The 26,262-nt window shown below is 52.2% G+C and carries 17 protein-coding genes and 1 pseudogene; 12 read left to right on the top strand and 6 right to left on the bottom strand.

The features are described from left to right. Positions 1-53: 53 nt before the first annotated feature. Positions 54-1,472 (bottom strand): mercury(II) reductase, encoded by a 1,419-nt coding sequence (merA, locus tag LDN12_RS05830; RefSeq protein ID WP_223921736.1) that lies wholly within the window; start codon positions 1,470-1,472, stop codon positions 54-56. A gap of 123 nt (positions 1,473-1,595) precedes the next feature. Further along, positions 1,596-1,961 (bottom strand): hypothetical protein, encoded by a 366-nt coding sequence (locus LDN12_RS05835; protein ID WP_223921737.1) that lies wholly within the window; start codon positions 1,959-1,961, stop codon positions 1,596-1,598. A gap of 229 nt (positions 1,962-2,190) precedes the next feature. On the opposite strand from LDN12_RS05835, the gene rimI reads away from it, so the two are divergent. From rimI to LDN12_RS05850, 3 genes are all read left to right on the top strand, one after another. After that, positions 2,191-2,619, top strand: coding sequence for a ribosomal protein S18-alanine N-acetyltransferase (gene rimI / locus LDN12_RS05840; RefSeq protein ID WP_223921738.1), 429 nt, complete (start codon positions 2,191-2,193; stop codon positions 2,617-2,619). 145 nt (positions 2,620-2,764) lie between these two features. Then, entirely contained in the window at positions 2,765-3,583 is an 819-nt protein-coding gene (locus tag LDN12_RS05845; RefSeq protein ID WP_223921739.1) for a dihydroorotate dehydrogenase electron transfer subunit, read from the top strand. 2 nt (positions 3,584-3,585) lie between these two features. Further along, the gene (locus LDN12_RS05850) at positions 3,586-4,500 is read left to right on the top strand and encodes a dihydroorotate dehydrogenase (RefSeq protein WP_223921740.1); all 915 of its coding nucleotides are present in this window, start codon (positions 3,586-3,588) and stop codon (positions 4,498-4,500) included. Positions 4,501-4,615: 115 nt separating this feature from the next. On the opposite strand, the gene LDN12_RS05855 is transcribed toward LDN12_RS05850, so the two are convergent. Then, positions 4,616-6,652 carry an ABC transporter substrate-binding protein gene (locus LDN12_RS05855; protein WP_223921741.1) on the bottom strand — a complete coding sequence of 679 codons (2,037 nt, stop codon included), beginning with the start codon at positions 6,650-6,652 and terminating at the stop codon, positions 4,616-4,618. A 539-nt stretch (positions 6,653-7,191) separates the two neighbouring features. Here LDN12_RS05855 and LDN12_RS05860 point away from each other — a divergent pair. Beyond that, positions 7,192-7,797: a hypothetical protein gene (locus LDN12_RS05860; protein ID WP_223921742.1), complete on the top strand. Its 606-nt coding sequence runs from the start codon at positions 7,192-7,194 to the stop codon at positions 7,795-7,797. 124 nt (positions 7,798-7,921) lie between these two features. Next, a complete protein-coding gene (locus LDN12_RS05865; RefSeq protein WP_374045083.1) occupies positions 7,922-9,127 on the top strand; it encodes a TCR/Tet family MFS transporter in 1,206 nt (401 codons plus the stop codon). A 167-nt stretch (positions 9,128-9,294) separates the two neighbouring features. On the opposite strand, the gene LDN12_RS05870 is transcribed toward LDN12_RS05865, so the two are convergent. Next, positions 9,295-9,675 carry a hypothetical protein gene (locus tag LDN12_RS05870; protein WP_223921744.1) on the bottom strand — a complete coding sequence of 127 codons (381 nt, stop codon included), beginning with the start codon at positions 9,673-9,675 and terminating at the stop codon, positions 9,295-9,297. A 317-nt stretch (positions 9,676-9,992) separates the two neighbouring features. On the opposite strand from LDN12_RS05870, the gene LDN12_RS05875 reads away from it, so the two are divergent. Continuing rightward, on the top strand, positions 9,993-10,583 hold the full coding sequence (locus LDN12_RS05875; RefSeq protein ID WP_223921745.1) for a hypothetical protein: 591 nt from the start codon (positions 9,993-9,995) through the stop codon (positions 10,581-10,583). 145 nt (positions 10,584-10,728) lie between these two features. Here the strand turns inward: LDN12_RS05875 and LDN12_RS05880 are convergent, their stop codons facing one another. Further along, positions 10,729-10,968, bottom strand: a complete 240-nt coding sequence (locus LDN12_RS05880; protein WP_223921746.1) for a hypothetical protein — start codon at positions 10,966-10,968, stop codon at positions 10,729-10,731. 162 nt (positions 10,969-11,130) lie between these two features. Further along, positions 11,131-12,558 (bottom strand): bifunctional diguanylate cyclase/phosphodiesterase, encoded by a 1,428-nt coding sequence (locus LDN12_RS05885; protein WP_223921747.1) that lies wholly within the window; start codon positions 12,556-12,558, stop codon positions 11,131-11,133. An 821-nt stretch (positions 12,559-13,379) separates the two neighbouring features. Here LDN12_RS05885 and LDN12_RS05890 point away from each other — a divergent pair. From LDN12_RS05890 to LDN12_RS05915, 6 genes and pseudogenes are all read left to right on the top strand, one after another. Then, positions 13,380-16,667: a PAS domain S-box protein gene (locus LDN12_RS05890; protein ID WP_223921748.1), complete on the top strand. Its 3,288-nt coding sequence runs from the start codon at positions 13,380-13,382 to the stop codon at positions 16,665-16,667. Next, positions 16,616-18,424 carry a bifunctional diguanylate cyclase/phosphodiesterase gene (locus LDN12_RS05895; RefSeq protein ID WP_223921749.1) on the top strand — a complete coding sequence of 603 codons (1,809 nt, stop codon included), beginning with the start codon at positions 16,616-16,618 and terminating at the stop codon, positions 18,422-18,424. The genes LDN12_RS05890 and LDN12_RS05895 overlap by 52 nt, the downstream gene beginning before the upstream one ends. Before the next feature lie 40 nt (positions 18,425-18,464). After that, positions 18,465-21,695 (top strand): PAS domain S-box protein, encoded by a 3,231-nt coding sequence (locus LDN12_RS05900; protein ID WP_223921750.1) that lies wholly within the window; start codon positions 18,465-18,467, stop codon positions 21,693-21,695. 161 nt (positions 21,696-21,856) lie between these two features. Then, on the top strand, positions 21,857-23,086 hold the full coding sequence (locus LDN12_RS05905) for an EAL and HDOD domain-containing protein (RefSeq protein ID WP_223921751.1): 1,230 nt from the start codon (positions 21,857-21,859) through the stop codon (positions 23,084-23,086). A gap of 209 nt (positions 23,087-23,295) precedes the next feature. Then, positions 23,296-23,421: pseudogene (locus LDN12_RS17955) on the top strand (hypothetical protein); the annotation flags it as partial. An 8-nt stretch (positions 23,422-23,429) separates the two neighbouring features. After that, positions 23,430-26,111 carry a response regulator gene (locus tag LDN12_RS05915; protein WP_223921753.1) on the top strand — a complete coding sequence of 894 codons (2,682 nt, stop codon included), beginning with the start codon at positions 23,430-23,432 and terminating at the stop codon, positions 26,109-26,111. Positions 26,112-26,262 lie beyond the last annotated feature (151 nt).

Consider the following 26,262-nt stretch of genomic DNA (forward strand, 5'->3'; position numbering starts at 1 on the left):
GCACAAAAGGGCTTTCGAGGACGAAGGCCTGATGGCTGTTTTTCAACAACCTGCTACTCGGCACAGCAGGAGAGCCTGCTGATATCCCTGTCGAACCCCTGGGCGCAGAGTTTCAGCCCTTCGCCGATGGACGGGTAAACGTGCATGGTGGTGGCCAGATCCGCCACGGTCGCCTTCAGGTGCAGGGCCAGGGCCGCCTCGTTGATCATGTCCGCCCCCCGGTGGCAGGCGAGGTGTACCCCCAGGAGCCGCCCGGTCAGCCGGTCGGCGACCATCTTGATTACCCCGGCGGTATGTCCGGTGACATGGGCCTTGGGGATGGCACTGACCGGCATGGTATTGACCGCCACGTCGAAGCCGGCTTGCCGTGCGCTTTCCTCGGTATGCCCGACCATGCCGATCTCCGGGTCCGTGAATACCGCCATGGGGGCAGACAGGTAATCCATGGTGCAGCCGCACCCTTCGTCGAACATATCGTCAACCGCCACGATGGCCTGGCGGGCTCCGACCGTGGCGATCAGCATCCTGCCGGTCACGTCCCCGGCCGCCCAGATGCCGTCGGTTGAGGTGCGCATGCGCCCATCGGTGGCAATAAAGCCTTTCGGGTCCGTTGCCACGCCCGCCCGTTCCAGGCCGAGACCTTCCGTGGCCGGGCCGGTCCCCACCGCCAGGAGCAGCCGCTCGGCGGTGTATTCGTGGCGCCTGCCGCCAACGTCGGCGGAGAGTACATTCACATCTCCCGCACGGTCAGCCGAGCAGACGGTGACGCCGGCCACCACCTTGATCCCTTCCACAATCAATACATCCCGGATCGCTTCGGCCGCTTCCCGCTCCACGGCCGGCAAAAGGCGCGGTCCGTGTTCGAGGATCGTGACGCGGCAGCCCAGGCGATGGTACATCTGTCCCAGTTCGACGGCAATGACGCCGCCTCCCAGGATGACCAGGGATTTGGGAAGCTGTTTCATCAGCAGAGCGCTCCGGCTCGTGAGATAATTGCATCCCTCTATTCCCGGAATGGCGGGGATGCGTGGTTTGCCTCCAACTGCGACAAGGAATCGGTTGCTACGATAAACTTTATCGTTTGCCTCGATGGTCTTCGAATCGACAAAGCGTGCGGTCCCCTTGACGAGTTTCAGGCCGGACATGTTTTTGAGTACGTCCAGATAGCGTTCCTGGCGAAGCTTGCGCACGACCTCCTCCCGGTGGGCGAAAAGAGGTTCGAAATCAACGTCCTCTCTGACCTCCTGAAACCCGAGTCCGAGTTTCATCCCCAGTTGGGCATCGTGCTTGAACAGGGCCGCGTGGATGAGGGTTTTGCTGGGGATACAGCCCCAATTAACGCAGGTCCCTCCCAGAACGCTTTTTTCGAACATGAGCACTCGTGCTCCATGGGAGGTGGCGCGCAGAGCCCCTGCAAAAGCGGTCGAGCCCGAGCCGAGGATGATCAGGTCGGCTGTGCTTTCGGTTGTCATGGGAAATCCTCCTCAACGTTAGCTGCAATTGGTTCAATGCCTTCGAAAGCTCCCCGTGTCAGGCATCGGCAAAAAAAGGGCTGCCGATTAGCGGCCGGCAGCCTTTAGGTCCAGGTGCATCTTTTAAGAATCGACCGGATTGCCATGGGTCTCCACGTCGAAGATAGTCAGCAGGGCTTCCGGTGTGTAGGCGCACACATGGGTGCGCATCCCCCCTTCTTTGGCTTGATGTACCCACTCAATCTTGTCCCCGGATGCTTCATGGATGAATTTCACCCGTGTTCCTCCGACCCGTTTGACCTCATCTCGCATCTCGTTCATGGTCAAGAGCTGTAACCCGCCGATTTCTTCGTCCTTTGTGGTGTGTTCCAGAAACCTGTCGATCAAGTCGTAATCGAGAAAATCTTCTTCCTTGCGCCACCATTTGACGAAACGATGATCCGCTGTTGCATGTTCCCTGACACTTGCTGCTATTTCGCGCCCTTTCATTGCACACCTCCTTTGCCGGCTGTTGGTAACGCGTCCTCCCGAACCGGCTTGTGCTCTACTTCTTAGATTTATTATACGCCTGTTTTTGCAATTCAGATGGTGCTATTTGCCGAAGTCGGCGCACCCGTGGGGGATACTAACCGTGGCACTACAAAATCGTTTACTTTACCCGGTCGTTTGCATATCATATTTCTCCATGTTTATGCCGGGAACCGTCGATATCCGCCCCATGACCACAACCGACCTGGACAGCGTGCTGGCCATCGAACAGGCCTCATTTCCCCATCCCTGGCGCTATGAACATTTCCTGCACGAACTGTCGTCGCCCTATTCATTTCCGTTCGTCGCTGTAATAGGAGGCGCGGTGAGCGGCTATGTGTGTCTGATGTCGCTTTTCGAAGAGGCCCAAATCCTGGACATTGTCGTTTCGCCGCAGCTGCGGGGTCGGGGTATTGCCCGGGCCCTTTTGGAACATGCCGTTGCCATCGCCCGGGCGAGGCAGGCCGAGATCATGACACTAGAGGTCCGCGCCTCAAACAGGACCGCCATCGCCCTTTACGAGCGGTTCGGCTTCTCCCGGACCGGAATACGGCCGAAGTACTACGAAGGCGTGGAGGACGCGCTGCTGATGGAAAAATCACTCTCAACAGGTTGTTGAAAAACAGCCATCTCGCCGCCATCCTCGAAAGCCTCCTTGTGCGGCGTAGCGCTGCTACGCCTCCGCGGGGCTTCCTGCGGAGGCGACGATCTGACTATTTTTGAACAACCTGGGTGTTTCAACAACTTGCTAAGGAGACTGTTAAATGCAGTTCAAATCTATGATCATTTCCAACGTGGAGGTTTCGCCCGGCTACTGGCGCATGCGCATGACCGCGCCTCCCGAGTTGCCCGCCGCCCAACCGGGTCAGTTCGTGATGGTGCGAGTGAACGAGGCCATCGACCCGCTTCTGCGGCGTCCTTTCGGCATCTTCGATGTGGGCATCCATACCCCGGCTCAGACCGGCGCAGCGCCTCAGCCCTACCTGGAGATGCTGTACCGGGTGGTGGGGAAGGCGACCTCCATGCTGTCGGCGCTGCATGAAACCGATCTGCTGGATATTCTCGGCCCCCTGGGAAAGGGGTTTAATTTAGGCTCTCCCGAGGAGGAAAAGATGATCGTTGGGGGAGGCGTTGGGCTGGCGCCGCTCTACCTTTTGGCCAAGGAATTGGTGAAACAGTCGTCGGTGAGGCTCTTTGTCGGGGGCCGGACGCGGGACGACATCCTCTGCATTACGGAGTTTGAACGCCTGGGGGTGGAGTGCTACGTAGCTACCGAAGACGGGTCTCTGGGAGAAAGCGGCTTGGTTACCGAGGCTCTGATCAGACGGTTGGCTGCTTGCGATGGCAAGCCACGCATTTTCGCTTGCGGCCCTCATGGCATGTTGAACGCCGTGGCCGGTATTGCCGCCCAAGGGGGTATCCCCTGCCAAGTCTCTCTTGAGGGGTACATGGCCTGCGGCATGGGGGCCTGTCTGGGGTGCGTCACCCCCGGTCATCGCCACTCCGGCGAAGCCCCCGATTATCGCTGCGTCTGCGCCGATGGACCGGTCTTTGACGCTACCGAACTGAAGTGGGAGGCCTGACCATGAAACCTGACCTGTCTGTCACTATCGCCGGACTGGAGTTGCGCAACCCGGTTATGACCGCCTCGGGCACCTTTGGCTATGGAGAGGAATTTGCGGAATACGTGGACCTTGAGGCTATCGGCGCCTTCGTGACGAAAGGGCTGTCACTCAAGCCGCGTGCCGGCAACCCCACTCCGCGCATCGTGGAGACGCCGGGCGGCATGTTGAACGCCATCGGCCTGCAGAACGTAGGCATCGACGCTTTTACCGAGAAAAAGGTCCCCTTTCTCCGCACGGTAGCCACCCCGGCCATTGCCAATTTCTTCGGTAATACCATTGATGAGTACGCCGAGATGGCCCGTCGCCTGGACGCCATCCCGGAAGTCGCCGGTCTGGAAGTGAACATTTCCTGCCCCAATGTCAAGCAAGGGGGAATCGTCTTTGGTACCGACCCCCGGTGCGCCTTCGAGGTGGTCACGGCCTGCCGCGAGGCAACCATCAAGCCGCTGATCGTCAAGCTTTCGCCCAACGTCACGGATATCGTCTCCATGGCCAGGGCCTGCGCCGATGCGGGTGCCGACGCCCTGTCGCTGATCAACACCCTGACCGGCATGGCCATCGACCTGGATCGCCGCCGGCCGGTACTGGCCAACATCACCGGTGGCCTCTCGGGGCCGGCCGTCAAGCCTGTGGCATTGCGCATGGTCTGGCAGGTGGCGCAGGCGGTCGCCTTGCCGATCATTGGTATCGGCGGCATCATGAACGCCCGCGATGCCCTGGAATTTATTCTTGTCGGGGCGACAGCCGTGCAGGTCGGAACTGCCAGTTTTATCAATCCGGGTGCTGCCCAGGCAATTGTCGCCGGCATGGAAACCTGGTTGGCCGAGAACGGTGTTGGGGATGTGAAGAGCCTGATCGGAGCGCTGGAGATCTGAAAGGTTGCTGAAAAGCTGTTACGGAGAGCCGTCTGTGGCGTTCACGGTACTCACAATCTCGGCTCCGGGCGGCTTCCTCACGACGTTTCTCAACAGCCTGCTGACTCGGGGCGTCTCATGAGGCAAAGGCGTAGTTGTTTTTTGCACCTTGCTTGATACGGTACATGGCCATGTCGGCCATGTTCATAAGGGTGTCAACGGCATCGCCATCCTGGGGAAAGGTGCTGATGCCGATACTGGCCCCTACACGACACTCAATCCCTTTGAGCCGGAAGGGCACCGCAAGGAGAGCCAGCATCTTGTCCGCCACCTGAGTGATATGGCCAGGATCGGCAACATCCAGCAGCATGACTGCAAATTCGTCTCCACCCATCCGTGCAACCGTATCCGAGTCCCTGACACACCCTGCCAGGCGTCGGGCAGTTTCCTGCAACAACGCATCGCCGCTGTCATGCCCGTAGGTGTCGTTGATATCCTTGAAGCCGTCCAGATCCACAAACATTAGAGCGAATCCCGTGTTACTCCTTTTGCCATGGGCCAGTGCCTGCCCGATCCTGTCGAAGAAGAGCGCCCTGTTGGGCAAGCCGGTCAACTCGTCATGATGGGCCATGTGGTCCAGCTTTTCCTGCAGCATCTTGCGTTCGGTGATATCCTCTTTAATGGCGATGAAATTGGTGAGTTCACCCTGAGGATTCCAGATGGGGGCGATGGTGGCATGTTCCCAAAACAGTTCGTCGTTTTTTTTCTTGTTCAGAAACTCCCCATGCCAGAGTCCTCCGGAAAGGATGGTATTCCAGAGGTCGCCGTAGAATTCGGGCGTCAGGATGCTGCCTCGTAGGATACGAGGGTTCTGGCCGACGACCTCTTCCGCCGTATAGCCGGTAAGCTCGCAGAACTTGGGGTTTACATACTCGATCTCACCAGTGGTATCGGTTATTACGATTGATACCGGGCTTTGAATAATGGCGGCCGACAACTTGCGCAACTTTTCCTCTGCCTTGTCGCGCAACTGCATCTGGTCGTTGAGCGCCACGTTAAGGGAGTGGAAGCGGATTGCCACCGCCGAAACGGCGATGATGATGGCCATGCCGCCGGCCAAGGCCCCGTAAAGCCAATCAGGGAGCCGCGGCAGCTCGCCGGAATAGAGAAAGCTTTTCAGGGGAAACGGTTTTGATGCCGGGATGACCCCCAACCGGGAATAGGTATCAACTATGTGCTGCCAACGGCCAGGATTCATATAGCCAATCTCGACCAAGTCGGGTCTGATCAGTTTCCTTATTTCCTTCGCTTCGTAATTGAGCTGCGCCCTGGTGAGGTGGCTGGTGTTGTAACGTTTCAGGATGAGGTCGATCATTTCGTCCTGATGCTCCAACGCATATTTCCAGCCGCGCAGGCTTGCGTCGCGGAATTGCCGTACCGTCTCGGGCTGCTTTTGTACCATGTCCTGGCGGGTGAAAAGCGTGTCGCCATAGAAATCTATTCCGCTCTGCTCGGGATAGATGATGTCGTAAGCAATTTTTCGCTTGTCGAGTTGGAAGGGTTCGGTCGTGCTGTAGACGGAGACTGCGTCTACCTCCCCGTTCAGGAGTTTGTCGAGGGAGAATTCGTGGGGCACGGCCTTTATTGCGTCGCCAGCCACACCCTCCGCCCTGAGAAGCGCCATAATCTCAGTCGTCATAGGGTCAAGCATGACCCGTTTTCCCGCCAGATCATGTACGTTTCTTATGTGGTTTTCGCTGAGGGCAAGTAAGCACAGGGGCGAATGTTGCAGGATAGCGGCAAGGGCCACGACCGGTTTTCCCTTTGCCCGTAACAGGACGAGAGAGCTGTCTCCCACCCCGAATTGGGCGTCTCCGCTGAGGACAGTCTCTGCGGGAACGACCCCCTGAGTCGCCTCACGGAGCGTTACCATAAGTCCGGCATCGCGGTAGTACCCTTTTTCAATGGCAGCGTAATAACCGGCAAACTGGAACTGGTGTTTCCACTTCAATTGAAGGGTAATCGGCGTTAGGGTGGTAGTGCCGGCCAGGAGCGGTGTGGAGGGGAGAAAAAATAGGAAAAGTGTCGTCAGGATTATGCTGCGACGCAGGGCGTTCAGGAACGATGAAAAGGATCTCGCCGGACAGGGGGCAATCAGGAAACGCCTCGTCATGGACACTCCAGAAACCAGTTTCTCTGTAAATTGAGTCTGCGTGATTGACAGTATATTACTACCCGTAATGATTTTGCATAAAGTTGAGCTAAAAAGTTAACTATAACGTCCCAAAGCATTAATGTGAAGTATTTTATGTGGTATTCCGTGATGGGTAAACTTGACGGTGTCGCCCATCGGGTTGCTTGAGTCGGTCAACAGATTTTTCGATAAATTTTGTATGTAGTCAATGACTCCTTTCGCTTGGTGAAGACTTAAGTCATCTCCAGGTGTTGCGTTTCACCAATACCTCCGTTTAGGGTGGCGAATTTTATGGATAATGTGCCAATCTGCATATAGCATGAATCGGCATGGAAGATCTCACGTAATTTGCTCGAGAGTTTATAAGGTCCAAAAGAGTGTTTTGACCAGGAAACCTATGACCGTGGGTATGGACGAACTAGTCGCTTGACAAGCGGATTGCTAATGAGGATTATTCGAGCTGATTTGGAATGACCAAGCCAGGCCGTCGAAGTCTGCGCCCATTTTAGGAGGCTGTCATGCGTACAACAATATCGTTGCTTTGTGCCGTTATGCTGTTTGTCTCCGGTTGCGTTGGGATGCCCGCCTTTCGGGAAGCCCGACCCAAGGCTGTATCGGGTTACGTTCCGGTGGGGGTCATGCCGGCGTCGCTGATTGCCGGGGGCTACTATGCCGCCGGAGAGGACGTCAAGCCTTCTCCCACGCTTTTCAGGATCAACAGCCTGGAGTTTCTGCCCCCCCGGATCGTGGACGAGGTGGCGGGTTGCTATGTGGTGGCGGAGGGGCGTGGCGATCTTGCCACGGAGCGGGTCTACTACCGTTTGTCCACCCTTGCCTGTGTAACGAAGGACAAGGCGAAGGTCATCAACCTGAACATTACGGGTTACATTGCCTCCCCCGATGGCAGAAGCGGCCTGACCGGCCTGGTGAAACAACCGGTCGCGGCGGCCCAGTTCGAAAAGATCGTGCGCCAGTTGTGCGACGAACGCAATGAAGAGATGAATACGTTTGAAGCCGAATTGGTCCGCCGCTTGATGCCGTTCCTGGATGTGGCCCCCGGCCAGCAGGTATCGGTGATTGTCACGAAGAACGCCAAATACGCCGCCTGGTCGGAGGATGAATAATCGGCCACTTCCCACCGTCCCGCAACCGCCCCCTCAACAACCCCAGACCTGAAACCAACGGATCGAGTATTCACGCGTGATTGACTTCAAACTGTTTACCGCCCGCCGCGACCGCGCCGCCGCCATGCCCTTCATCATGCTGACCGTGCTGATTGACATGGTGTCCATCGGCCTTATCATCCCGGTGTTGCCAACCCTGGTGGGCGGCTTCACCAGCTCCCAGGCGGACCAAGCCTTCTGGTACGGGGTGGTGGTATTCGCCTTCGGTATCGCCAACTTTTTGGGTTCGCCCATCCTGGGGGGGCTGTCCGACGCCCACGGCCGCCGCCCCCTGCTGCTGCTTGGTTTCTGCGGCCTGGGCCTCAATTTTTTCGCCACCGGTCTTGCCACGGCGCTCTGGATGCTGATCGCGGTGAGGTTGGTGGGGGGCGCCATGCAGGCCAACGCGGCTGTGGCCAGCGCCTATGTGGCGGACATCACCCTGCCCGAGGAGCGGGCAAAGCGTTTTGGGCTTCTGGGCGCCATGTTCGGCGCCGGCTTCATCATCGGGCCGGTCATGGGCGGGCTGTTGGGCGCCATCTCTATCCAGCTCCCCTTTTTCGTGGCAGGCGGCCTGGCCATGATCAACTGGCTCTACGGCTTTTTCGTGTTGCCCGAATCGCTCCCTCCCGAGCGGCGGCGGCCATTCCACTGGAGGCAGGCCAACCCGCTGGCATCCCTGCGCGCCCTGGCCCAATTGCACGGCGTGGGCCGACTGGTGGCGGTGCTTGCCCTGAGCGGCCTGGCCCAGTTCGTAATGATGACCACGTGGGTGCTGTACACCACCTTCAAGTTTGGTTGGGGGCCGCGGGAAAACGGGTGGTCCCTGGCGGCGGTGGGTATCATGTCCCTGATCGTGCAGGGCTTTCTGCTGGGCCGTCTGTTGAAACGCTTCAGCCCCCGCCGCCTGGCGGTCGCGGGGCTCATGTCCTCGTCCGTGGCCTTTGTGGCGTGGGGTGCAGCCACCCAGGGGTGGATGATGTACGCGGTAATCTTCCTGAACATACTCGGCTTCACCATTACAGCGGCGTTCCAGAGTATCATCTCCAGTGCCGCAGATCCCCACAGCCAGGGGCAGGCACTGGGGGCGGTCAGCTCCCTGAATAGCCTGACGGCGGTGGTGGCTCCCCTGTGCGGCGCGCCGCTGTTGGCGGCGGTGTCCCACCTGCCTCGTGGGGATTGGCGCATCGGCGCGCCGTTCTATTTCTGCGCCGCTCTCCAGGCGACGTCGCTGGCGCTGGCGTATTTCCATTTTCGCCACGAACGGGAACAGCGAGGGGCTGAGGAATGAAAGGTCGAGGTACCCCTAAGCAGATCAATGGGTTCAAAGATTGGTATTGGTCGAGAGGGTGGGGATGGAAGAACAGCCGTAGGAATAAAAATAAAATTCAGGTCATTGACAAAAGGGGGCATCCACCGGATGCCCCCTTTTGTGTAAGCTGCCCAGACGGTGCGTGGTTACCTGACCCGCTTGACGGTCACGCCGCCGGTAATGGCGTTGCCCAACTGGTCCACATACTTGGCGTCCGTCACGGCTAGTGTGCCGACCTGCGTGCCGCTTACGGTGATCGTGGTCTTGTTGACGCCGCTCAGGTCCACCACGGCGAAGCGGACGCTACTCGTGCCGTCGCCGGCCGCAGCCGCGGTTTTGCTGCACGAGTAGACGGGGTCTGTCGGCGTCCGAAGCCCCTGGAGTACGAACTGAGAACCGCCGGCGCCAGGACTGTTGATCGTTAGTTGGAGGGAAACGGTCTTTGCCGTCGCGGCGTTAGCCGCCGGGATTTCGCCGGCGCCGTACACGGCTGTGGCGAGAAGGAGTGCATATACTGCCTTTTTCATGGAAACCTCCACATGTTTTCGGGTGCGGACAGGTGATCTGGATGGGATAAATGTTTTAATGTGTCCCAACCTCGAAGGAGTTGGCTTTGAGGCGCAACTGTTTATCCCATCATAGCCCTCTGGTGGAAAAAATCTGTGAGACAGCGCACAATTTTGTACATTGGCTGGGGAGGATGGGACAGGAATTACGCAAAAAACCCTAAAAATGTTACAATAAATATAAAGGGTTTGGTCTTGACTCGGCCTCGGGAAGGTGTACTCTTTATAAAAAGCGATCAGTAATTGCTCACTACGGGACTACAGAAGAGGGAGGTTTTATGAAAAAAGTGTTGGCGGTTGCTGCGGCAGTGGTCCTCCTACAGGCCGCCTCAGCGGCCCAAGCAGGTATATCTTTCAGTATCAACGTGGGAGGACCGCCGGTAGTCGTCGCCCAACCCCCCGATTTTCTCTACCCGCCCGAATTGGGCTTCGGCGTGGCTGTTGGTGTGCCCTACGACATGTTCTACCTCTCCAACGCCTACTTCATCTTCCGGGGAGGGGGCTGGTACCGCACCGACTATTACGGCGGCCCTTGGATAAAGGTGCGGCCGCGGGAACTCCCCCCCGAACTCCGCCGCTACCGGATGAGACGGATTCATGAATTCCGCGACCGGGAATACCGTATGTATTCGAGGGACCGGAATAGCTACCGGGGTAGATATTTCCGGCCGACAGGAGAGCGGCGGGAAGAACACCGTGAGATGAGAGAACAGCGCCGCGATGAACGTCGGGATATGAAAGAACTGCGACGCGATGAGCATCAGCAGATGAAGGAACAGCGCCGCGACGAGCACCAGCAGATGAAGGAACAGCGTCGGGAGATGAAAGACGAACGCCGCGACGAGCGCGGGGGCGGCGACCGGCGCTAGCAAATCCATGCTGCGATAAAAAACAGGGGGTCAGGCAGACAAAAGCTTGGCCCCCTGTTCGTTTGGCCGTTCCGGGGACGCAAAAAGGCCAGATACCCTTTAAGGGTTCCGGCCCGGTTGTTGTACGAGGCTTGCTTATTTTTCGTCAATCCGGCTCCTGCCAGGGTTCTTTCGGGAGGCTCAGTCGCGATCTGATATAGGGTAGCCAATCCGCGGCTCTGCCGAGTTCGCCGGGGACACAACGGTTGCAGCCGACGCAGGCCAGGGCGTCGTTGTTCTTCTGATATTTTACGCAGGCCTCTACGGTGATTCGGGCTGTCATTCTTCGGCAGTCAACCATGACGTGCGTCCGCATGAAAACATCAGTATCGATAGACTCGGCCATATCATCGCTCGATGACGCTGATATATTGTAACACCCACAGCCTTTTGATCCTCTATATCACATCTTTATTTCTTTGCAAGCGGAAAAATTTGAAAGCGGATTCGGCGTGGCTTCCCTCGGCGACACTTTCGTAAAGCGTGAGAATTCGCGGTTTGGCGTGACCTACAAAGGGAATTCTGCCCCGGAGTGCCGGGCGAGGAATTGCATGGTTTCGTCGGGGGGTAGGGGGCACGACACCAGGTATCCCTGGATTTCATCGCATCCCAGGTCCCGAAGGTAGTCCACTTGTTCCTGGGTTTCGACCCCCTCGGCCATAACCCGCATGCCCAGGCTGTGGGCCATGGAGATGATCGCCCGGGAGATGGCGGCGGACCGTTCGTCCGTTGTGACGGCATTGGTGAAAGCTTTGTCGATTTTCAGCTTGCTGATGGAAAACTGGCTCAAGTAGGCGAGGCTGGAGTAGCCGGTGCCGAAGTCGTCTAGGGCGATCTGCACCCCTCTGGCGTGCAGGGCCTCGAACGCCGCAACCGTCGCTTGGCGGTTCCTGAGCAGTGCGCCCTCTGTTATTTCTAACTCCAGATAGCCCGGCTCCAGACCGGTTTCATTCAGGATTGCGAGTATCCACGGCACTAGGTTGCCGGAGTGGAGTTGGGTAGGAGAGAGGTTGACCGCATACCTGACCGGTTGGCAGCCGTAACCGGTGCAGGCGAGGTGATGCTCGCCGGCGGTGCGGAGTACCCATTCGCCCAGGGGGGCCATGATGCCCATGTCCTCGGCCAAGGGGATGAACCGATCGGGGGAGATGGGGCCTAGGGTCTGGTGGTCCCAGCGGACCAACGCCTCCACCCCCACAACCCTGCCGTTCTGAAGGTTAACCTGGGGCTGATAGTTCAGGGAAAAATCCCGGCGATCCAGGGCGCGGCGCAGGTCGTTCTCCAACAGCAGTCGGCTGAATTCCGATTCGTAGCTTTGAGGCGAAAAGAAGCGGAAGGTGTTTTGCCCCAGGTCACGTGCCTTGAGCAGGGCGGCATAGGCGTTTCTGATCAGCGCGTCGGCGCTGTCTCCCCCTTCGGGATAGGCGCAGATCCCCATGTTGGAGTTGATGATGAGCTCCTGGCAGCCCAGTTGGAAGGAATCGGACAGGGCCTGAAAAATTCTTTCCACCACTCGTGCGACCCCATCTCTGTCCCCGGTCCGGGGGAGTAGCAGCAGAAATTCGTCCCGCCCCGGCCGACACAGGTTGTCATGCTTCTGCAGGCACATCCCAAGGCGTTTGGCCACCTCCTGCAACAGGGCGTCCCCCACGAACTGGCCGAGGGTATCGTTGATGAGTTTGAAGCGATCAAGAGAGAGAAAGATAACGGCAAGTTTTTCGCCGCTCTTTTTGGAGGAGACAAGGGCATCGTGCAGGGTATTGTAGAATTGTATCCGGCTTGGCAGGCCGGTCACGTGGTCTATCAAGGGCGGGGGGCCGTTGATGTCACCCCGGCGCCGCATCTTCGCAACCGCGTTCTCCAGGAAAGAAACCCGGTTTCGTAGTGTACCTATCTCTTTTTCAAGGTGTCGCCGCGTTCTGGTAGCATCGTGCATTGAAGTTCCCGTCGTTACGGTTTCAATCGAAAGATGACCACTTAAAGCCTGGAAGCTGCGGGAGATCGCATCGTCCCGACGAACAGCGCACATATATGAAATTTAAATACTCTTTATACCTTTTTTTGCGGAAGTACAAGGGTTTAATGAAGATAGAGTACCCTGGTTCCTTGAAATGAAACTCCGGCCCACTAATTCTTGACTTCTACCTGCTCAAAATTTCAAAAAAACTTGACGATCTCAACAGTTTGGACTATGAAGCTAAATTAGTATTTGATTATATTAATCTCTATGGTTTCAATTTTCCGAAGCTTGATGTGTTTACACAATCCACCGCAACAAACGACACAAGCCTTTCGATACCCTGTTTTCTCAAGCCTTATTATAGTCTCCTGTTTGTAAAGATATAATATTATTTGTTATATTTGTTTGGTGCCTCTCCTGCTTTTTTAACAGGGTATCACCCCCGGAGGTGAGCCACGTTTTCAAATTTTGAAATCAAAGCGAGGTTAACTAGCTGTTTTGGTATTATATTATTTCTTCTGGCAGATGTTATGTGTACCGTTTAGCTTGACTGGTTTTGTCGTTGATGGTTTTTCGGATATCACCCCATTCTACGTGGCGATAACCAACCGCTATCTTCGATAATTTTTGGTACAATGAATGAGGACTTCTTACTGTAGTAATTAATAGCGCCGACAAATTATTGATAGTCGGGAAGATGGATCGTATGTTTTGGCAAAAGCAGTGACGGGCCTTAGACTTCTCGTTACCGTTTTAAGATGCATAAGAATAGCTTTTCCCGGAATGGAGCAGTTCCCATGAATTTTCGCACGCGCTCTTGGTGGTTCATAGTGCTCATAACAGTATCTGCTCTTACGGGTACCGGCGGCGCGTCGCAATCAACTAAAAGTTCCAAAGGAATGCTGATACTGACTCCGGAAGAGAATGCCTGGCTTGCCGCACACCCGGTCGTGCGTGTCAGGATCAGTCGAACCTACCCACCGTTTGAATTCTTCGATCAGGGCCATTTCCAAGGCATGGCGTACGACCATCTCATGCTTATTGGCAAACAGCTGGGCATCGAGTTTCGGCCGGAACCCGACATGTCATGGAAGGATGCGCTTGAGTCCCTCAAGAACAAGAGCGGAGTTGACCTTGCCCTGATGATAACTCATGATAAGAACCGGGAAAGTTTTATCGAATTTACCAAAAATTATATATCATTCCCGCAAGTCATCTTCACTCGTAAAAATAGTAAATTTATTTCCAATATTAAGGATCTTTCCGGTGGCGTAATCGCCACGGAAAACGATTTTATCGAGGCGGCCAAGATCCGGCACGATGTCCCTGAAGTAAAGGTCATCGAAACTCCCACAACTGCTACATCGCTTGAAGCGGTCGCAACGGGGAAAGCCGATGCCTATGTCGGCAACCTGGCTGTTGCAAGTTACCTCATTGAGAAGAAAGGCCTTGTGAATCTCAAGGTGGTTGCACCCTCTCCCTATCCCGAGGATGCCTACGCCATGGGTGTCCGCAAGGACTGGCCCGAACTGGCGCGTATTCTCGATAAGGCGCTCATGTCGATACCTGCCGAGGAGCATCGCGGGATAGAACAAAAATGGCTCTCACTCCGCTACGAACACGGTATTCGTCCGCGCGACGTCATCAAATGGGCTCTGGCTGTAGCCGGTATAGCGCTGGCCTTTATTGTCCAGTTGCGACGTATGGTACGAAATAGAACTATTGAGCTCGAACACGAAATTGAAACCCGTAAACGGACGGAGGACTCGCTACGACAACGTGAGGCCGAGTTGCAGTCGCTTTACATGGCTGCCCCGGTTGGGATTGCGTATGTCAAAGATAGGATATTCCTGAAGGTTAATGATGCCATGTGCGCCATGTACGGGTTCACGAGGGAAGAGTTGATCGGGCAAAAGACAAGAATAATTTACGCGAGTGAGGAAGATTTCGAGACAGTCGGATCGGATATTTACGCGAAGGCAATGGTAAATGATGCAACAATGCTTGAAATCCAAGGTGTCACAAAGCTGGGGTATAGGCTCGACGTTTTGGTAGGCATTGCGCCGTTGGTTCGTGGAGATACATCGGCAGGTTTCGTTGTTATGGTGCTTGATGTTACTGAAAGAATAAAGGCCGTAAAAGCCCTGAAGGAAAGTGAAAAGCGTTTCCAGACTATTTTCGATGAAAACCCCTTGAGCATTTTCCTTCATGAAATTGAAACCGGAGAATTTGTCGATGTTAATCATCGTTGTTGCGAGCTCCACGGCATCAGCAAGGAGTTGGCAATAGGTAAAAGAGCTGATGAACTGGGAATTATGTCAAAAGCCGAATTCCAGCGATTCAATAAAATATTTATTGAAACCGGCAGCATTGATCAAGAGGAAATGGCCTGTGTCGATTTTAAAGGCAACCTGGTTTCCATGCTGATTTCTGCAAGAGCAATCGAGATCTCAGGTAAGCAGTATGGCATCACGATGTCCCAGGATATTACCGAAAAAAGACGTGCAGAAGAAAATCTCAGCCGGTCTGAAGAAAAATACCGGAACATCTTTGAAAACGCTCCTATCGGTATTTTCCAGTCGCTGCCTAGCGGACAATTCATAACGGTCAATACTGTATATGCACATATTTTTGGCTATGAAACTGCTGAAGATATGATTGCAGGTGTTCCCGATATCCCCCATCAACTCTATGCTCAGCCTAGACAACGGGAAAAAATCCTGCGACAACTTGAAGTATCTGATCTGGTGGTTTGCGAAGAGCTGGAAGCGATACGGAAGGACGGCTCTCATTTCTATGCCAACCTCTACATGAGGGCAATGCGGAATGAACAGGGCAAAGTCGAGGTGCTGGAAGGATTCCTTTCTGATGATACCCAACGTAAATTAATTAAGGATGAATTGGTTGATCGTGAAGAACGGATGAGGCTCTATATTGAACGATTACCGATTGCCTGTATTGTCTTCGACAAGGATTATACCGTCCAAAGCTGGAATCCTGCTGCAGAAAGAACTTTTGGTTATTCACCGGAGGAGGCTGCGGGCAGGAAAGCTACTGAGCTGATTGTGCCACCATCAGCAAGACCACTTGTTGATCAGGTCTGGCAGAGACTGCCGGCAGGAGATCTGGAAGCCACGGGTACCAGCGAAAACGTGACCAAAGATGGTAGGACTATTCTTTGTGAGTGGACCAACACCCCCCTGCGGGATGCTAAGGGAGAGGTAAGCGGCGTCATATCCATTGCCCAGGACATCACAGAATGGAAGCTGGCCCAGGAGATGATGATCCAAAACGAGAAAATGACGATGATTGGCTGCCTGGCCGCCGGTTTGGCACATGAGATAAACAACCCGGTCGGCATCGTTGTGCAAGCGATACAAATTATGGAGCGACGCCTCTCCCCCGAACTGGTGGTGAATACCAGAGTTGCCGAGGAAGTTGGCGTTGATCTCGGGATGGTGCGTAACTATCTGGAGAGACGGGAAATCTTTAATTTTATCACCAGTATGAAAGAAGCGGGAAAGCGCGCAACAAAGATAATCAAAAACATGCTGCAATTTGCGCACAAAAGCGATTCCTGGAACCAGTTGAGCAACTTGCCGGATGTCATAGAACAGGCCATCGAAATGTCGGAGAGCGACTACGATCTGCGCAGAAAATATGACATCAGAAATGTCAAAATCATAAGAAATTACGAAAACAACCTTCCGCGAATTTTGATCAACATTACCGAAATAGAGCAGGTCCTTATCAACCTGATCAAAAACTCCGCGCAGGCGATGTGCGAGGATGACGCCGTGGAAGATCCTACGATCAGGATTAGCGTCTCCAGGGATGGCGAAACATTGGTGATAAAATTGGCTGACAATGGCCCCGGCATGACCAATGATGTCAAGAAGAGGATTTTTGAACCCTTTTACACCACCAAAGAAGTGGGGGTAGGCACCGGCCTTGGCCTTGCGGTTTCGTACATGCTGATTACCAACAATCATAGAGGAAGCATTGAGGTCGAGTCCAGCCCTGGCGAGGGGACATGCTTTACGATAAAATTGCCATTGGTCAACCAATTAAAAGGTGCGCCATGATGAACAGCGAAAATGCAAAAATACTGGCCATAGAGGATGACCCGGGCATCCGCATGTGTTTTGTGGCATTTTTAGAAGACCTCGGTTTTATGGTCATTGAGGCTGAAAATGGGGCGAGAGGGCTCGAATTATTTGATATTGAGCGTCCTGACCTTGTTCTGACCGATCTTAATATGCCGGTTATGGATGGTTATGGGGTCATCTCAGGGATAAAGGAGCGTAACCCGGAAGTCCCGATTGTGGTGGTCTCCGGGGCCGGAGCGGTGAATGATGCCATAGAGGCCGTTAGAAGAGGGGCATGGGATTATATCACAAAGCCTGTTCAGAGCTTGCGTGATCTTCAGGAGGTCATTGAAAGAGTATTGAAGCGCTCCAAACAGATAAAGGAAACCAATGCATATCAGAGAAACCTTGAGGTGCTGGTCAACAAACAGTCGGAAAAACTTCAGGTGCTTGAAAGCTTCGACAATATCACCGGCCTGCCGAATCGAACCAGACTGGGTGACATCTTTTATGAGGCTGTCACCAGGAAACATTTTTCGGGAAATGTTGCCATCCTATTACTGCAAATAAACAGTCTCAAATTTGTGAACGAGACATACGGGTATGAATTTGGTGACCATCTGCTCGTCGCAGTAGGGAAGCGCCTTGTAGAGTTGGTACGTGATCCTAACGTAATATCAAGAGTTACGGGCAGCAAGTTTGCGATAATGACTGTAGATGGACAGAACTTGCTGAGTCTTATCAATGACGTCATCAAAATTTTTGACACACCGTTTAGTATAAATATGCACGAATTTTTTCTGGGGGTAAGCATTGGAGTTGCTGTTTTCCCTGTCGATGGCGAATCTCTCGACAGACTCCTCCAGAGTGCTGAAACCGCAATGTCCGAGGCAACCCTGCTTGGTAAGAATAAGTATTTATTCTATTCCAATGATCTCAGTCTTAAGGTTCAGAAACGTCTGGAGATGGAGAATCGCCTTCGCCATGCCCTTCAGCGAGGTGAGTATTTTCTCCAATATCAACCCAAGTTCGACGCAAAGACCCATCTTGTCGTTGGAATGGAGGTTCTGGTACGGTGGCACCCCACCGGAGAAAAGCAGATTGTTGCACCATCGACGTTTATTCCCATCCTGGAGGAGACAGGTTTGATTGACCAGGTTGGCGAATGGGTTTTGCGAACAGCTTGCGCACAATATGTTAAGTGGAGATCTGAAGGAATGTCCCCTTTGAAGATTTCGGTAAATGTTTCCGCTCACCAATTTCATTCAGGCACCCTCGTGAATATGATTGGTGCGGTCCTGAACGATACCGGAATGGAGCCATCATGCCTATGTCTTGAGCTTACTGAAAGTATCGTCATGAGGGACATCAACCAGACGCTTGAGACCCTTCAAACCATTGCGGATATGGGCCTAAAACTCTCGCTGGATGATTTTGGTACCGGCTACTCGTCGCTCTCGTACCTGAGGAGGATGCCGTTCCATGAGATCAAAATTGACCGTTCTTTTGTGATGAATCTTCCCCATGAGAAAAACTCGGTAGCCATTGCGGAGTCAATTATTTCGATGGCCCATAGTTTGAACATGACAATTGTCGCTGAAGGTGTCGAAACAAAAGAGCAACTGGATTTCATGGTTGACCGCCAGTGCGAGGAAATTCAGGGATTTTATTTCTGCAAACCACTGCGAGTCGAAGATATGTCGGCTATTTTTTCCGGTATGGCATGTATTAGGTATTGCGTGGCTACGGCATAGTGGTACTCAATACTTATTTCAAATAATGAGGTTCTGCATAATGGGTGCAAACGACTACCAGGAAATTCGGCAACTATTTGATGAATACCTGCAAATGTACGCATTCCGCGATGATCGTCTCACGAGCTATTTCAGTGACGATTTTTCCGGCTTTACCGGAGGCGGTGATTTTCTCGTCAAAGACAGGGATGAGTGGGTAGCGATTACCCGTAAGGATTTCGCCCAGGTTAAGGAGCCGCTCCGTATCGAGCTCAAGGATCTTGCAATCCAGTCCCTGTCTGATACGGTTGCCGTCACAACCGGGTTTTTCAACATTCATTTGCCAATTGAAGACCACATTCTGTCACGAGAGACTGCACGCCTTGTCCTGATCTTCCGAAAGGAATCAGCAGGCTGGAAAATATCTCATAGTAGTATTTCCATCCCTTACGCTCTTGTTCGTGAAGGAGAAGTCTACCCTCTCCAAGAGTTGGTCGAACGCAATAAGCTTCTGGAAGAGCTTGTTGTCGAACGGACTAGGCAACTTTCCGAGGCAAACTATCAACTTATAGAGACAAATGAAAAACTTGCGAAAGAGGTTGCAACACACAAGCAGTCTGAAGAGGCGCTTCGAGTCAGCAAGGAACAGTTGAGGGTGGTTTTCGATGCTTCGGAGGCAGGCATTATCCAGGTGTCTCCGCAAGGAATTATTGAATTTAGTAACAGACGGATGGCGGATATGTTTGGGGAGTCACCTCAGGAATTGATCGGTACTCCCTACCAAGATCACCTGCATGAGTCGGAAAAGCAGATTGGCGATGCGCAAATGCACCAACTAATTCAGGGCAAGATTCAATCGGTATCGCTGGATCGGCATTATATCCGTAAGGACGGCACGTCTTTCTGGGGGCACTTGTCTGGGCGGAGACTGGAAAACCCGGACGGGAGCCTACACGCACTGGTCGGGGTCATAGCCGACATCACCGAGCGCAAGCAGGCGGAGAATGAATTGCGGAAGAGTGATGAACGAATGCGGCTCTTCTTCGAACACCAGATTGTTGGTATGGCAATTACATCTCCCGAGAAGGCCTGGCTGCAGGTAAACGATCAACTCTGCAAGATGTTGGGTTATTCCCGTGAAGAGTTGGCAATCCTATCCTGGGAAGAACTTACGTATCCGGAGGATCTCGCTCTCGATCTTGATAAATTCAACCGTCTCCTGTCAGGCGAAATCAACGATTATTCCATTGAAAAAAGGTTCATGCACAAAGACGGATCGATTATCCATACAAATCTTTCGGTTGGCTGTGTCCGTCACACTGATGGCTCTGTTGACTATGTTCTGGCTCTCCTCGAAGATATTTCCTCCACCAAGCTATTAGCCCTCAAGCGTGAAGAAGACCAGCGTTTTTTGCAGACCATACTTGATTCCATATCGGACTTTATTTTTTACAAAGATAAAAACAGCATGTTCCTGGGTTGTAATGACTCATATGCATCACGTTATATCGGCCTTTCTAAGGATCAAATTATCGGCCATCCTGACGGAGAATTCATCAATGATCGAGAGTCGGTCAGAAAATATATCGAGTCAGACCGTCAGGTAATTAGTTCGGGACGACCTTTGATGCTCAAGCACTGGATTACCTTGGCAAATGGACAAAAGACCTTGGTCGAAGTGGTCAAAAGCCCTTTTTATGACACCAACGGTCAGGTGGCAGGTGTAATAGGCGTCGCCCGTGACATTACAGAGCACCATTTGGCTCTTGAAACGATTACCCGAGAGAAGGAGGCCGCCCAGCGCTATCTTGATATCGCCGGAGTAATGTTTTGCGCCCTGAACAGGGCAGGTGAGATCATCCTCATAAACAAGAAGGGCGCCGAGATTCTTGGTTATGACGATAATGAACTGCTGGGCCAGAACTGGTTTGACGTGTGCCTGCCGTATCACGTCCGAAAGTCGGTAAAAGGCGTTTTTGCATTACAACTTGCCGGCGAACTGACTCCTGTTGAGTTCTATGAGAACTCGGTGATCAAAAAAAATGGCGAAGAACGGCTCATTGCCTTTCACAACACGCTTCTGCGTGACGAGGCCGGGATTAGTGGCGTGCTTTTTTCTGGGGAAGACATCACAGAAAAGCGCCTGACTCAAAACGAACTCCTGAAAAATCAAAAACTGGAATCACTGGGCGTCCTCGCTGGCGGTATCGCACACGATTTCAATAATATTATCACCGGTATCATGGGGAACATCTCCTTTGCCCGCATGTCACTCGGAAAGCCTGACAAAGCGGATCAACTGCTTGAAAATGCTGAGAAAGCATCCATGCGGGCATCTTCGCTTGCTACCCAACTCCTGACTTTTGCAAAGGGTGGCACGCCTATTATGAAAAAGGTGTCAGTTGGCCATATTTTGGAGGAAACACTCTCATTGACTCTTAGGGGGGCAAACGTCAAAGGAGTCGTTGATATTCCCGAGTCGCTTCACGCGATAGAAGCCGATGAAGGGCAATTAAGTCAGGTGTTTAATAACCTTATAATCAACGCCGTGCAAGCAATGCCTAAGGGAGGTTCGCTGACTATCAAGGCGGAAAATGTCACATTGGTCGCTCAAAACAAGATGCTGCTCCCGCCGGGAACGTATGTCATGCTGGTGTTTACCGATCAAGGCTGCGGTATTTCGGAAGAAGATCTGAAGAAGATATTTGATCCCTACTTCACCACAAAAGCCGGCGGAAACGGTTTGGGACTAGCCTCTGCTAACTCAATAATAAGAAGGCATAACGGGTATATCGGTGTAAAATCGATTGCAGGAGAAGGGGCGACCTTTCAAATCTACCTGCCAGCAATTGATGAAGCATACGCAAACCACCAGTCGGACAGCGTTACCCAGACGACAGATGGCCATATTGGCGGTTCAATTCTGGTTATGGACGATGAGAAGATGATTCTGGAACTATTGACTGAAATGTTGGAATACCTGGGGTGCCACGTGACTACATGTGAGAATGGCACGGAGGCAGTTGCAAAGTATAAAGCGGAATTTGACTCGGGAAAAACCTTTACGGCGGTTATTATGGATTTGACCGTTCCAGGCGGGATGGGCGGAAGGGAAGCAGCAGAGCAAATACTTGCCTTTGATCCGAAAGCGAGCCTGATCGTGTCGAGCGGTTATTCCAACGATTTAACCATGGCCGACTATGGTTCCTATGGCTTTATCGGTGCGGTGACAAAGCCTTACAACTTGAGTAAGTTGAGTCAACTGCTGAGTTCAATCGTGTGTAGAGGTTAAAATAATACGGCACACTTGCCAGAGCAAGCCCAAAAAGTAATTTACACAGAATATCTGATGAGCTGTAATTAAATAGTATTTGTTGTATTTTGGCCTTACCCTGCTCTGACGGGTGACCATTTTTTATTGAAATGTCTATGCATGGATAACCGGAGGGGTAAATGCGGGATGATGCATACCTTATCGGCAGGCAGCCAATCTTAACCGCCCTGGAAGAGATTACAGCCTTCGAATTGCTCTTCAGATCGCCTGAATCCTTCTCGTCTGCCCAATTCGATAGTGCTACCCAGGCTAGTACCCGGGTGATGTTCAATACCGTCTCTTCGGTAGGCGTTTCAAAGCTCCTCGGCAATCAACAGGGGTTTATCAATGTCGATACAGAACTCCTCATGAGCGACATTATAGAACTTTTACCCCACCAGCAGGTGGGTCTGGAACTGTTGGAATCCATCAAAATTACACCAGAGATCGTAGAGCGCTGTCGGACCTTGAAATCCCTCGGCTATCAGTTGGCTCTTGATGATCACGAATACAGTCTCGCATATGAACCACTTTACAACGGTCTTGTCGATATCATCAAGATCGATCTGTTTACAACACCGTTAAGTAGTCTCCGCGATGTTGTGGAAAAATTCCGGGCTTACCCGGTCAAACTCCTCGCGGAAAAGGTCGATTCCCGTGACGTCTTTTTGCGCTGTCGCAGCATGGGGATCGAACTGTTCCAAGGATACTTTTTTGCCCGCCCTGCACTTATCAAAAAGCAGAGGCTCGCAAATACCGTCACCAGTTTCCTCAAGCTCATGCAACAGTTGGTCAATGATGCCGAAATAACCGACCTTGAGACAACATTTAAAGAAAGTCCGGTGCTTGTCTACAAACTTCTCATACTGGTCAACTCGGTATCATTCGGCCTGCAGGAGAAAATTCGTACTATTCGTCATGCACTCAGTATTATCGGGCGGCAGCAGCTTAGTCGTTGGGTACAGATTGCTCTTTTTGCCGAAGATGGCCGCGAGGAACTTACTAACCCGATCATGGACATGGCGGTGACCCGCGCCACTTTCATGGAAGAACTTGCTCGTGTATCGCCGCGCGTTGGTGGGTGCTCAACCGATGAGGCTTTTATGGCCGGAACACTCTCCATGTTGATAGACGTCTATGACATTCCCCTGGATGAGGTGGCGACGGGCCTCAGTCTTTCCGACGATATACGGCAGGCCCTGGATGGAAGTAAAGGTGAGATCGGAGATCTACTTAGTCTTGCAAAATTGATTGAGAGGAACAATCTTGACGAGGCGATCGAGCGTTTTGAAGAACTGGGTATCTCGCTTTCCGTGGCCCATGAATGTCAGCAAAGGGCCTTTAATTGGCATGGGGGACTTAAAACGTGAAATGAAGCCTGCAAGGAGGAATCCCAAGGTTGGAAATGCTCTGTTTACAAACGCGAAGTAATAGAGATTATCGAAGTCGACACAGCCGGAAGAGTACGGTCTGAGATCAGTTTTTCAGGAAAGGGCTCGCATAAATGGTGAAAAAATGCTTTCAATCCTGAAAAGCACTTTGGAATCCGGCGAGAATTTTAGACTAAACCGGCTTTGGCAGTTTCATGGTCGAGCATGAGGCAGACCGTCGCGGCCTCAACCCGCATACCGGGGAACCCATGTTTTGCGGCAGACATTTGATACTTAATTATTATGTAACATTATTTATAGCTTTGGCTCGCTAGGATAACAAATGCTGAAATTCTTTAATCGTCGTTCAATCCGGACGAAGCTCCTTTTAATCATAATGTTTTCAGCAATGCCGATTGCGCTGGCATTCCTCTATTTTCTGAAATTCGAATACGATCAAAGTTACCGAGAAGCCAAGCATGATGTCCTTGTCGCTGTACAATCGATCGCCTTGGAACATAATTCTCAGGTTGAGGGAATAAGGAACCTTCTCATAACTCTATCCCAGTTTCCCGAAATCCAGCGAATGGACCCGGAAGCATGTATGAAAATCCTCAACCATATCCTCGTGCAGAGCCCTTCTAACCTGAACATCGGTATTGCGGACCCTGATGGAAATGTCATAGCCACGGGGGTGAAACAATCTTTGCCTATTCGTTACAAGGTCAACGACAGGAAATACTTTCAAGATGCATTACGAACCAAGAAATTCAGCTCAGGTGAGTTTACTGTCAGCAGGGCGGTCGGAAAACCGACCTTTCATTTTGCTCTTCCGATTCTCGACCCTTCCGGAAATCCCCAATTCGTTCTTTATGCGGCTCTCGATCTCACGCGCTTAAAAAGTCAGTTTGAAGCACAGCATTTTCCTGCTGGTTCTGCATTCAGTTTAATCGATCATAAGGGGGTCCTCCTCTACAGATATCCTGATCTGAGTAGATTGAAATATGGAAGTTCTGATGCCCCCCATTTGTGGAAACAAATGATAAATGACCATGAGAGTGGAGTATTCGTAGATGTTGGTCGTGATGGCGTTAAACGGGTATTTGGTTTTCAGCGATTACGTCTTGGGCCCGGTGAGGCTCCTTTCCTCTACATCAGGGCATCTGTTCCAGACAGACTTGTTATTTCGAAGACTTATAAGCTCCTTGGCATTATTCTGGGCATATCGCTCGTAGCGGTTATGGTTTCATATCTTTTTTCCAGTATTCTCGCGAGATTAGCCTTTATTCTACCTATAGAGAAACTATCAACAACCGTCAGGGCCGTTGAAAATGGGGACCTGTCTTCAAAAAGCGGCTTAACCTATTTGGAGGATGAAATTGGACAACTTGCACTATCATTCGACGCCATGACCGAATCGCTGGCGGAAAAAGAGAGTGCCAGAATACTGGCGGAAGATTTGCTGCAAGATAAAAACAACCAACTGGAACGTGAAATCATTGAAAGAAAAAGAAAGGAACAGCTATTCAGGGATCTATTCCAAAACGTAGCAGATCCAATCTATATCTCCGATATGTCGGGAAAAATCCTGAATGCCAATGTCCAGGCCTGCAATGAGCTTGGATATTCATACGAAGAACTGCTCACCAAGCATATTACCGAACTTGACGCTTATTACCCGGACCCCGAGGAGGTCAAAGCCCTTTTACGGAACCTGACCGACTCAAAATTGGTTACCTTCGAGACGAAACACCTTCGGAAAGATAATTCACAATTCTGCGTAGAAATACATGCCAGCTATATCAATTATGACGGATACCCTGCAATCATGGGCGTTGCCAGAAACGTTGACGAACGCAAAAAGGCGGCACAAGAACACCTGAAACTTGAACAACAATTACTGCACGCCCAGAAACTGGAAAGCCTGGGTGTCTTGGCTGGTGGTATCGCGCATGACTTCAATAACATTCTAACGTCAATTATTGGAAACGCAGACTTGGCATTACTCCGCATCAACAAGGAATCGCCCGGTGTCGAGAACCTGCACAAGATCGAGGAGGCCGCAACCCGCGCCGCTGACCTCGCGAGACAAATGCTCGCCTACTCCGGCAAAGGTAAATTCGTGATTGAAAGCATCAATCTGAACCGGCTTTTGGAAGATATGCTGCATATGCTGGAGGTTTCAATCTCGAAGAAGGCTGTCCTGAGGCTTAATCTCAACCCGGATATTCCCGCTGTGGAGGCTGATGCCACCCAGATCCGCCAGATTGTCATGAATCTGGTCATAAACGCCTCTGAGGCGATTGGCGACAAGAGTGGTGTTATTGCCGTCACCACCGGTTGCATGGAGTGCGACAAGAACTACCTGAAGGATGTTTGGCTGGTTGAAAACATCAGTCAAGGCACTTACGTCTATCTTGAGATTGCCGATACCGGTTGTGGTATGGACAAGCAAACCCTATCCAAGATTTTCGATCCCTTCTTTACTACCAAGTTCACGGGTAGGGGGCTGGGCATGGCTGCCGTGCTGGGCATTGTTCGTGGCCATAAGGGGACGGTCAAGGTCTACAGTGAACCCAACAAGGGCACTACCTTTAAAATACTCTTGCCGGCATCCAGCAAGCCCGCTGCGATTTCCAATCGTGCCAGCGTTGAGCATATCTGGAAAGGTAGTGGTACGGTCCTTTTAGTAGACGATGAGGAAACGGTGAAAGACATCGGTACGGAAATGCTTAAAGAGCTTGGCTTCACGATTATGACCGCCAACGACGGCAGGGAAGCGATAGAAATATTCAGAACAACCCCTGGCATTTCTTTTGTGATCCTGGACCTTACTATGCCGCATATGGACGGCGAACAATGTTATCGAGAACTCAGGCAGTTAAAACCTGATGTTAAGGTCATTATTTCCAGCGGATTCAGCGAACAGGAAGTTACTCAGAAGTTTGCGGGCAAGGGCTTGGCGGGATTTATTCAGAAACCCTACAAGTTATCGGCACTGAAAGAGGCAATTCAGAAGATCTAATAGTTCAATAAAAGTTTCACAAGTCCAACTGATGAAAAAATGGTTCATAGCCCTGTAGCCTACCGCCTGAACCGCTATTATGGTATTGAAATTAATCATATTATGGCAAAATAGGGTGAATATTCAACCTATTCATTAGTTGATATTTGAT

The sequence above is a fragment of the Geobacter sp. AOG2 genome, assembly GCF_019972295.1.
In the GTDB taxonomy this organism is placed as follows: domain Bacteria; phylum Desulfobacterota; class Desulfuromonadia; order Geobacterales; family Pseudopelobacteraceae; genus Oryzomonas.

Bases quoted from the DNA above. Each gene is read 5' to 3' on its own strand.
- merA (WP_223921736.1), bottom strand. From the start codon at position 1,472: ATGACAACCGAAAGCACAGCCGACCTGATCATCCTCGGCTCGGGCTCG.
- LDN12_RS05835 (WP_223921737.1), bottom strand. From the start codon at position 1,961: ATGAAAGGGCGCGAAATAGCAGCAAGTGTCAGGGAACATGCAACAGCG.
- rimI (WP_223921738.1), top strand. From the start codon at position 2,191: ATGACCACAACCGACCTGGACAGCGTGCTGGCCATCGAACAGGCCTCA.
- LDN12_RS05845 (WP_223921739.1), top strand. From the start codon at position 2,765: ATGCAGTTCAAATCTATGATCATTTCCAACGTGGAGGTTTCGCCCGGC.
- LDN12_RS05850 (WP_223921740.1), top strand. From the start codon at position 3,586: ATGAAACCTGACCTGTCTGTCACTATCGCCGGACTGGAGTTGCGCAAC.
- LDN12_RS05855 (WP_223921741.1), bottom strand. From the start codon at position 6,652: ATGACGAGGCGTTTCCTGATTGCCCCCTGTCCGGCGAGATCCTTTTCA.
- LDN12_RS05860 (WP_223921742.1), top strand. From the start codon at position 7,192: ATGCGTACAACAATATCGTTGCTTTGTGCCGTTATGCTGTTTGTCTCC.
- LDN12_RS05865 (WP_374045083.1), top strand. From the start codon at position 7,922: ATGCCCTTCATCATGCTGACCGTGCTGATTGACATGGTGTCCATCGGC.
- LDN12_RS05870 (WP_223921744.1), bottom strand. From the start codon at position 9,675: ATGAAAAAGGCAGTATATGCACTCCTTCTCGCCACAGCCGTGTACGGC.
- LDN12_RS05875 (WP_223921745.1), top strand. From the start codon at position 9,993: ATGAAAAAAGTGTTGGCGGTTGCTGCGGCAGTGGTCCTCCTACAGGCC.
- LDN12_RS05880 (WP_223921746.1), bottom strand. From the start codon at position 10,968: ATGGCCGAGTCTATCGATACTGATGTTTTCATGCGGACGCACGTCATG.
- LDN12_RS05885 (WP_223921747.1), bottom strand. From the start codon at position 12,558: ATGCACGATGCTACCAGAACGCGGCGACACCTTGAAAAAGAGATAGGT.
- LDN12_RS05890 (WP_223921748.1), top strand. From the start codon at position 13,380: ATGAATTTTCGCACGCGCTCTTGGTGGTTCATAGTGCTCATAACAGTA.
- LDN12_RS05895 (WP_223921749.1), top strand. From the start codon at position 16,616: ATGCTTTACGATAAAATTGCCATTGGTCAACCAATTAAAAGGTGCGCC.
- LDN12_RS05900 (WP_223921750.1), top strand. From the start codon at position 18,465: ATGGGTGCAAACGACTACCAGGAAATTCGGCAACTATTTGATGAATAC.
- LDN12_RS05905 (WP_223921751.1), top strand. From the start codon at position 21,857: ATGCGGGATGATGCATACCTTATCGGCAGGCAGCCAATCTTAACCGCC.
- LDN12_RS05915 (WP_223921753.1), top strand. From the start codon at position 23,430: ATGCTGAAATTCTTTAATCGTCGTTCAATCCGGACGAAGCTCCTTTTA.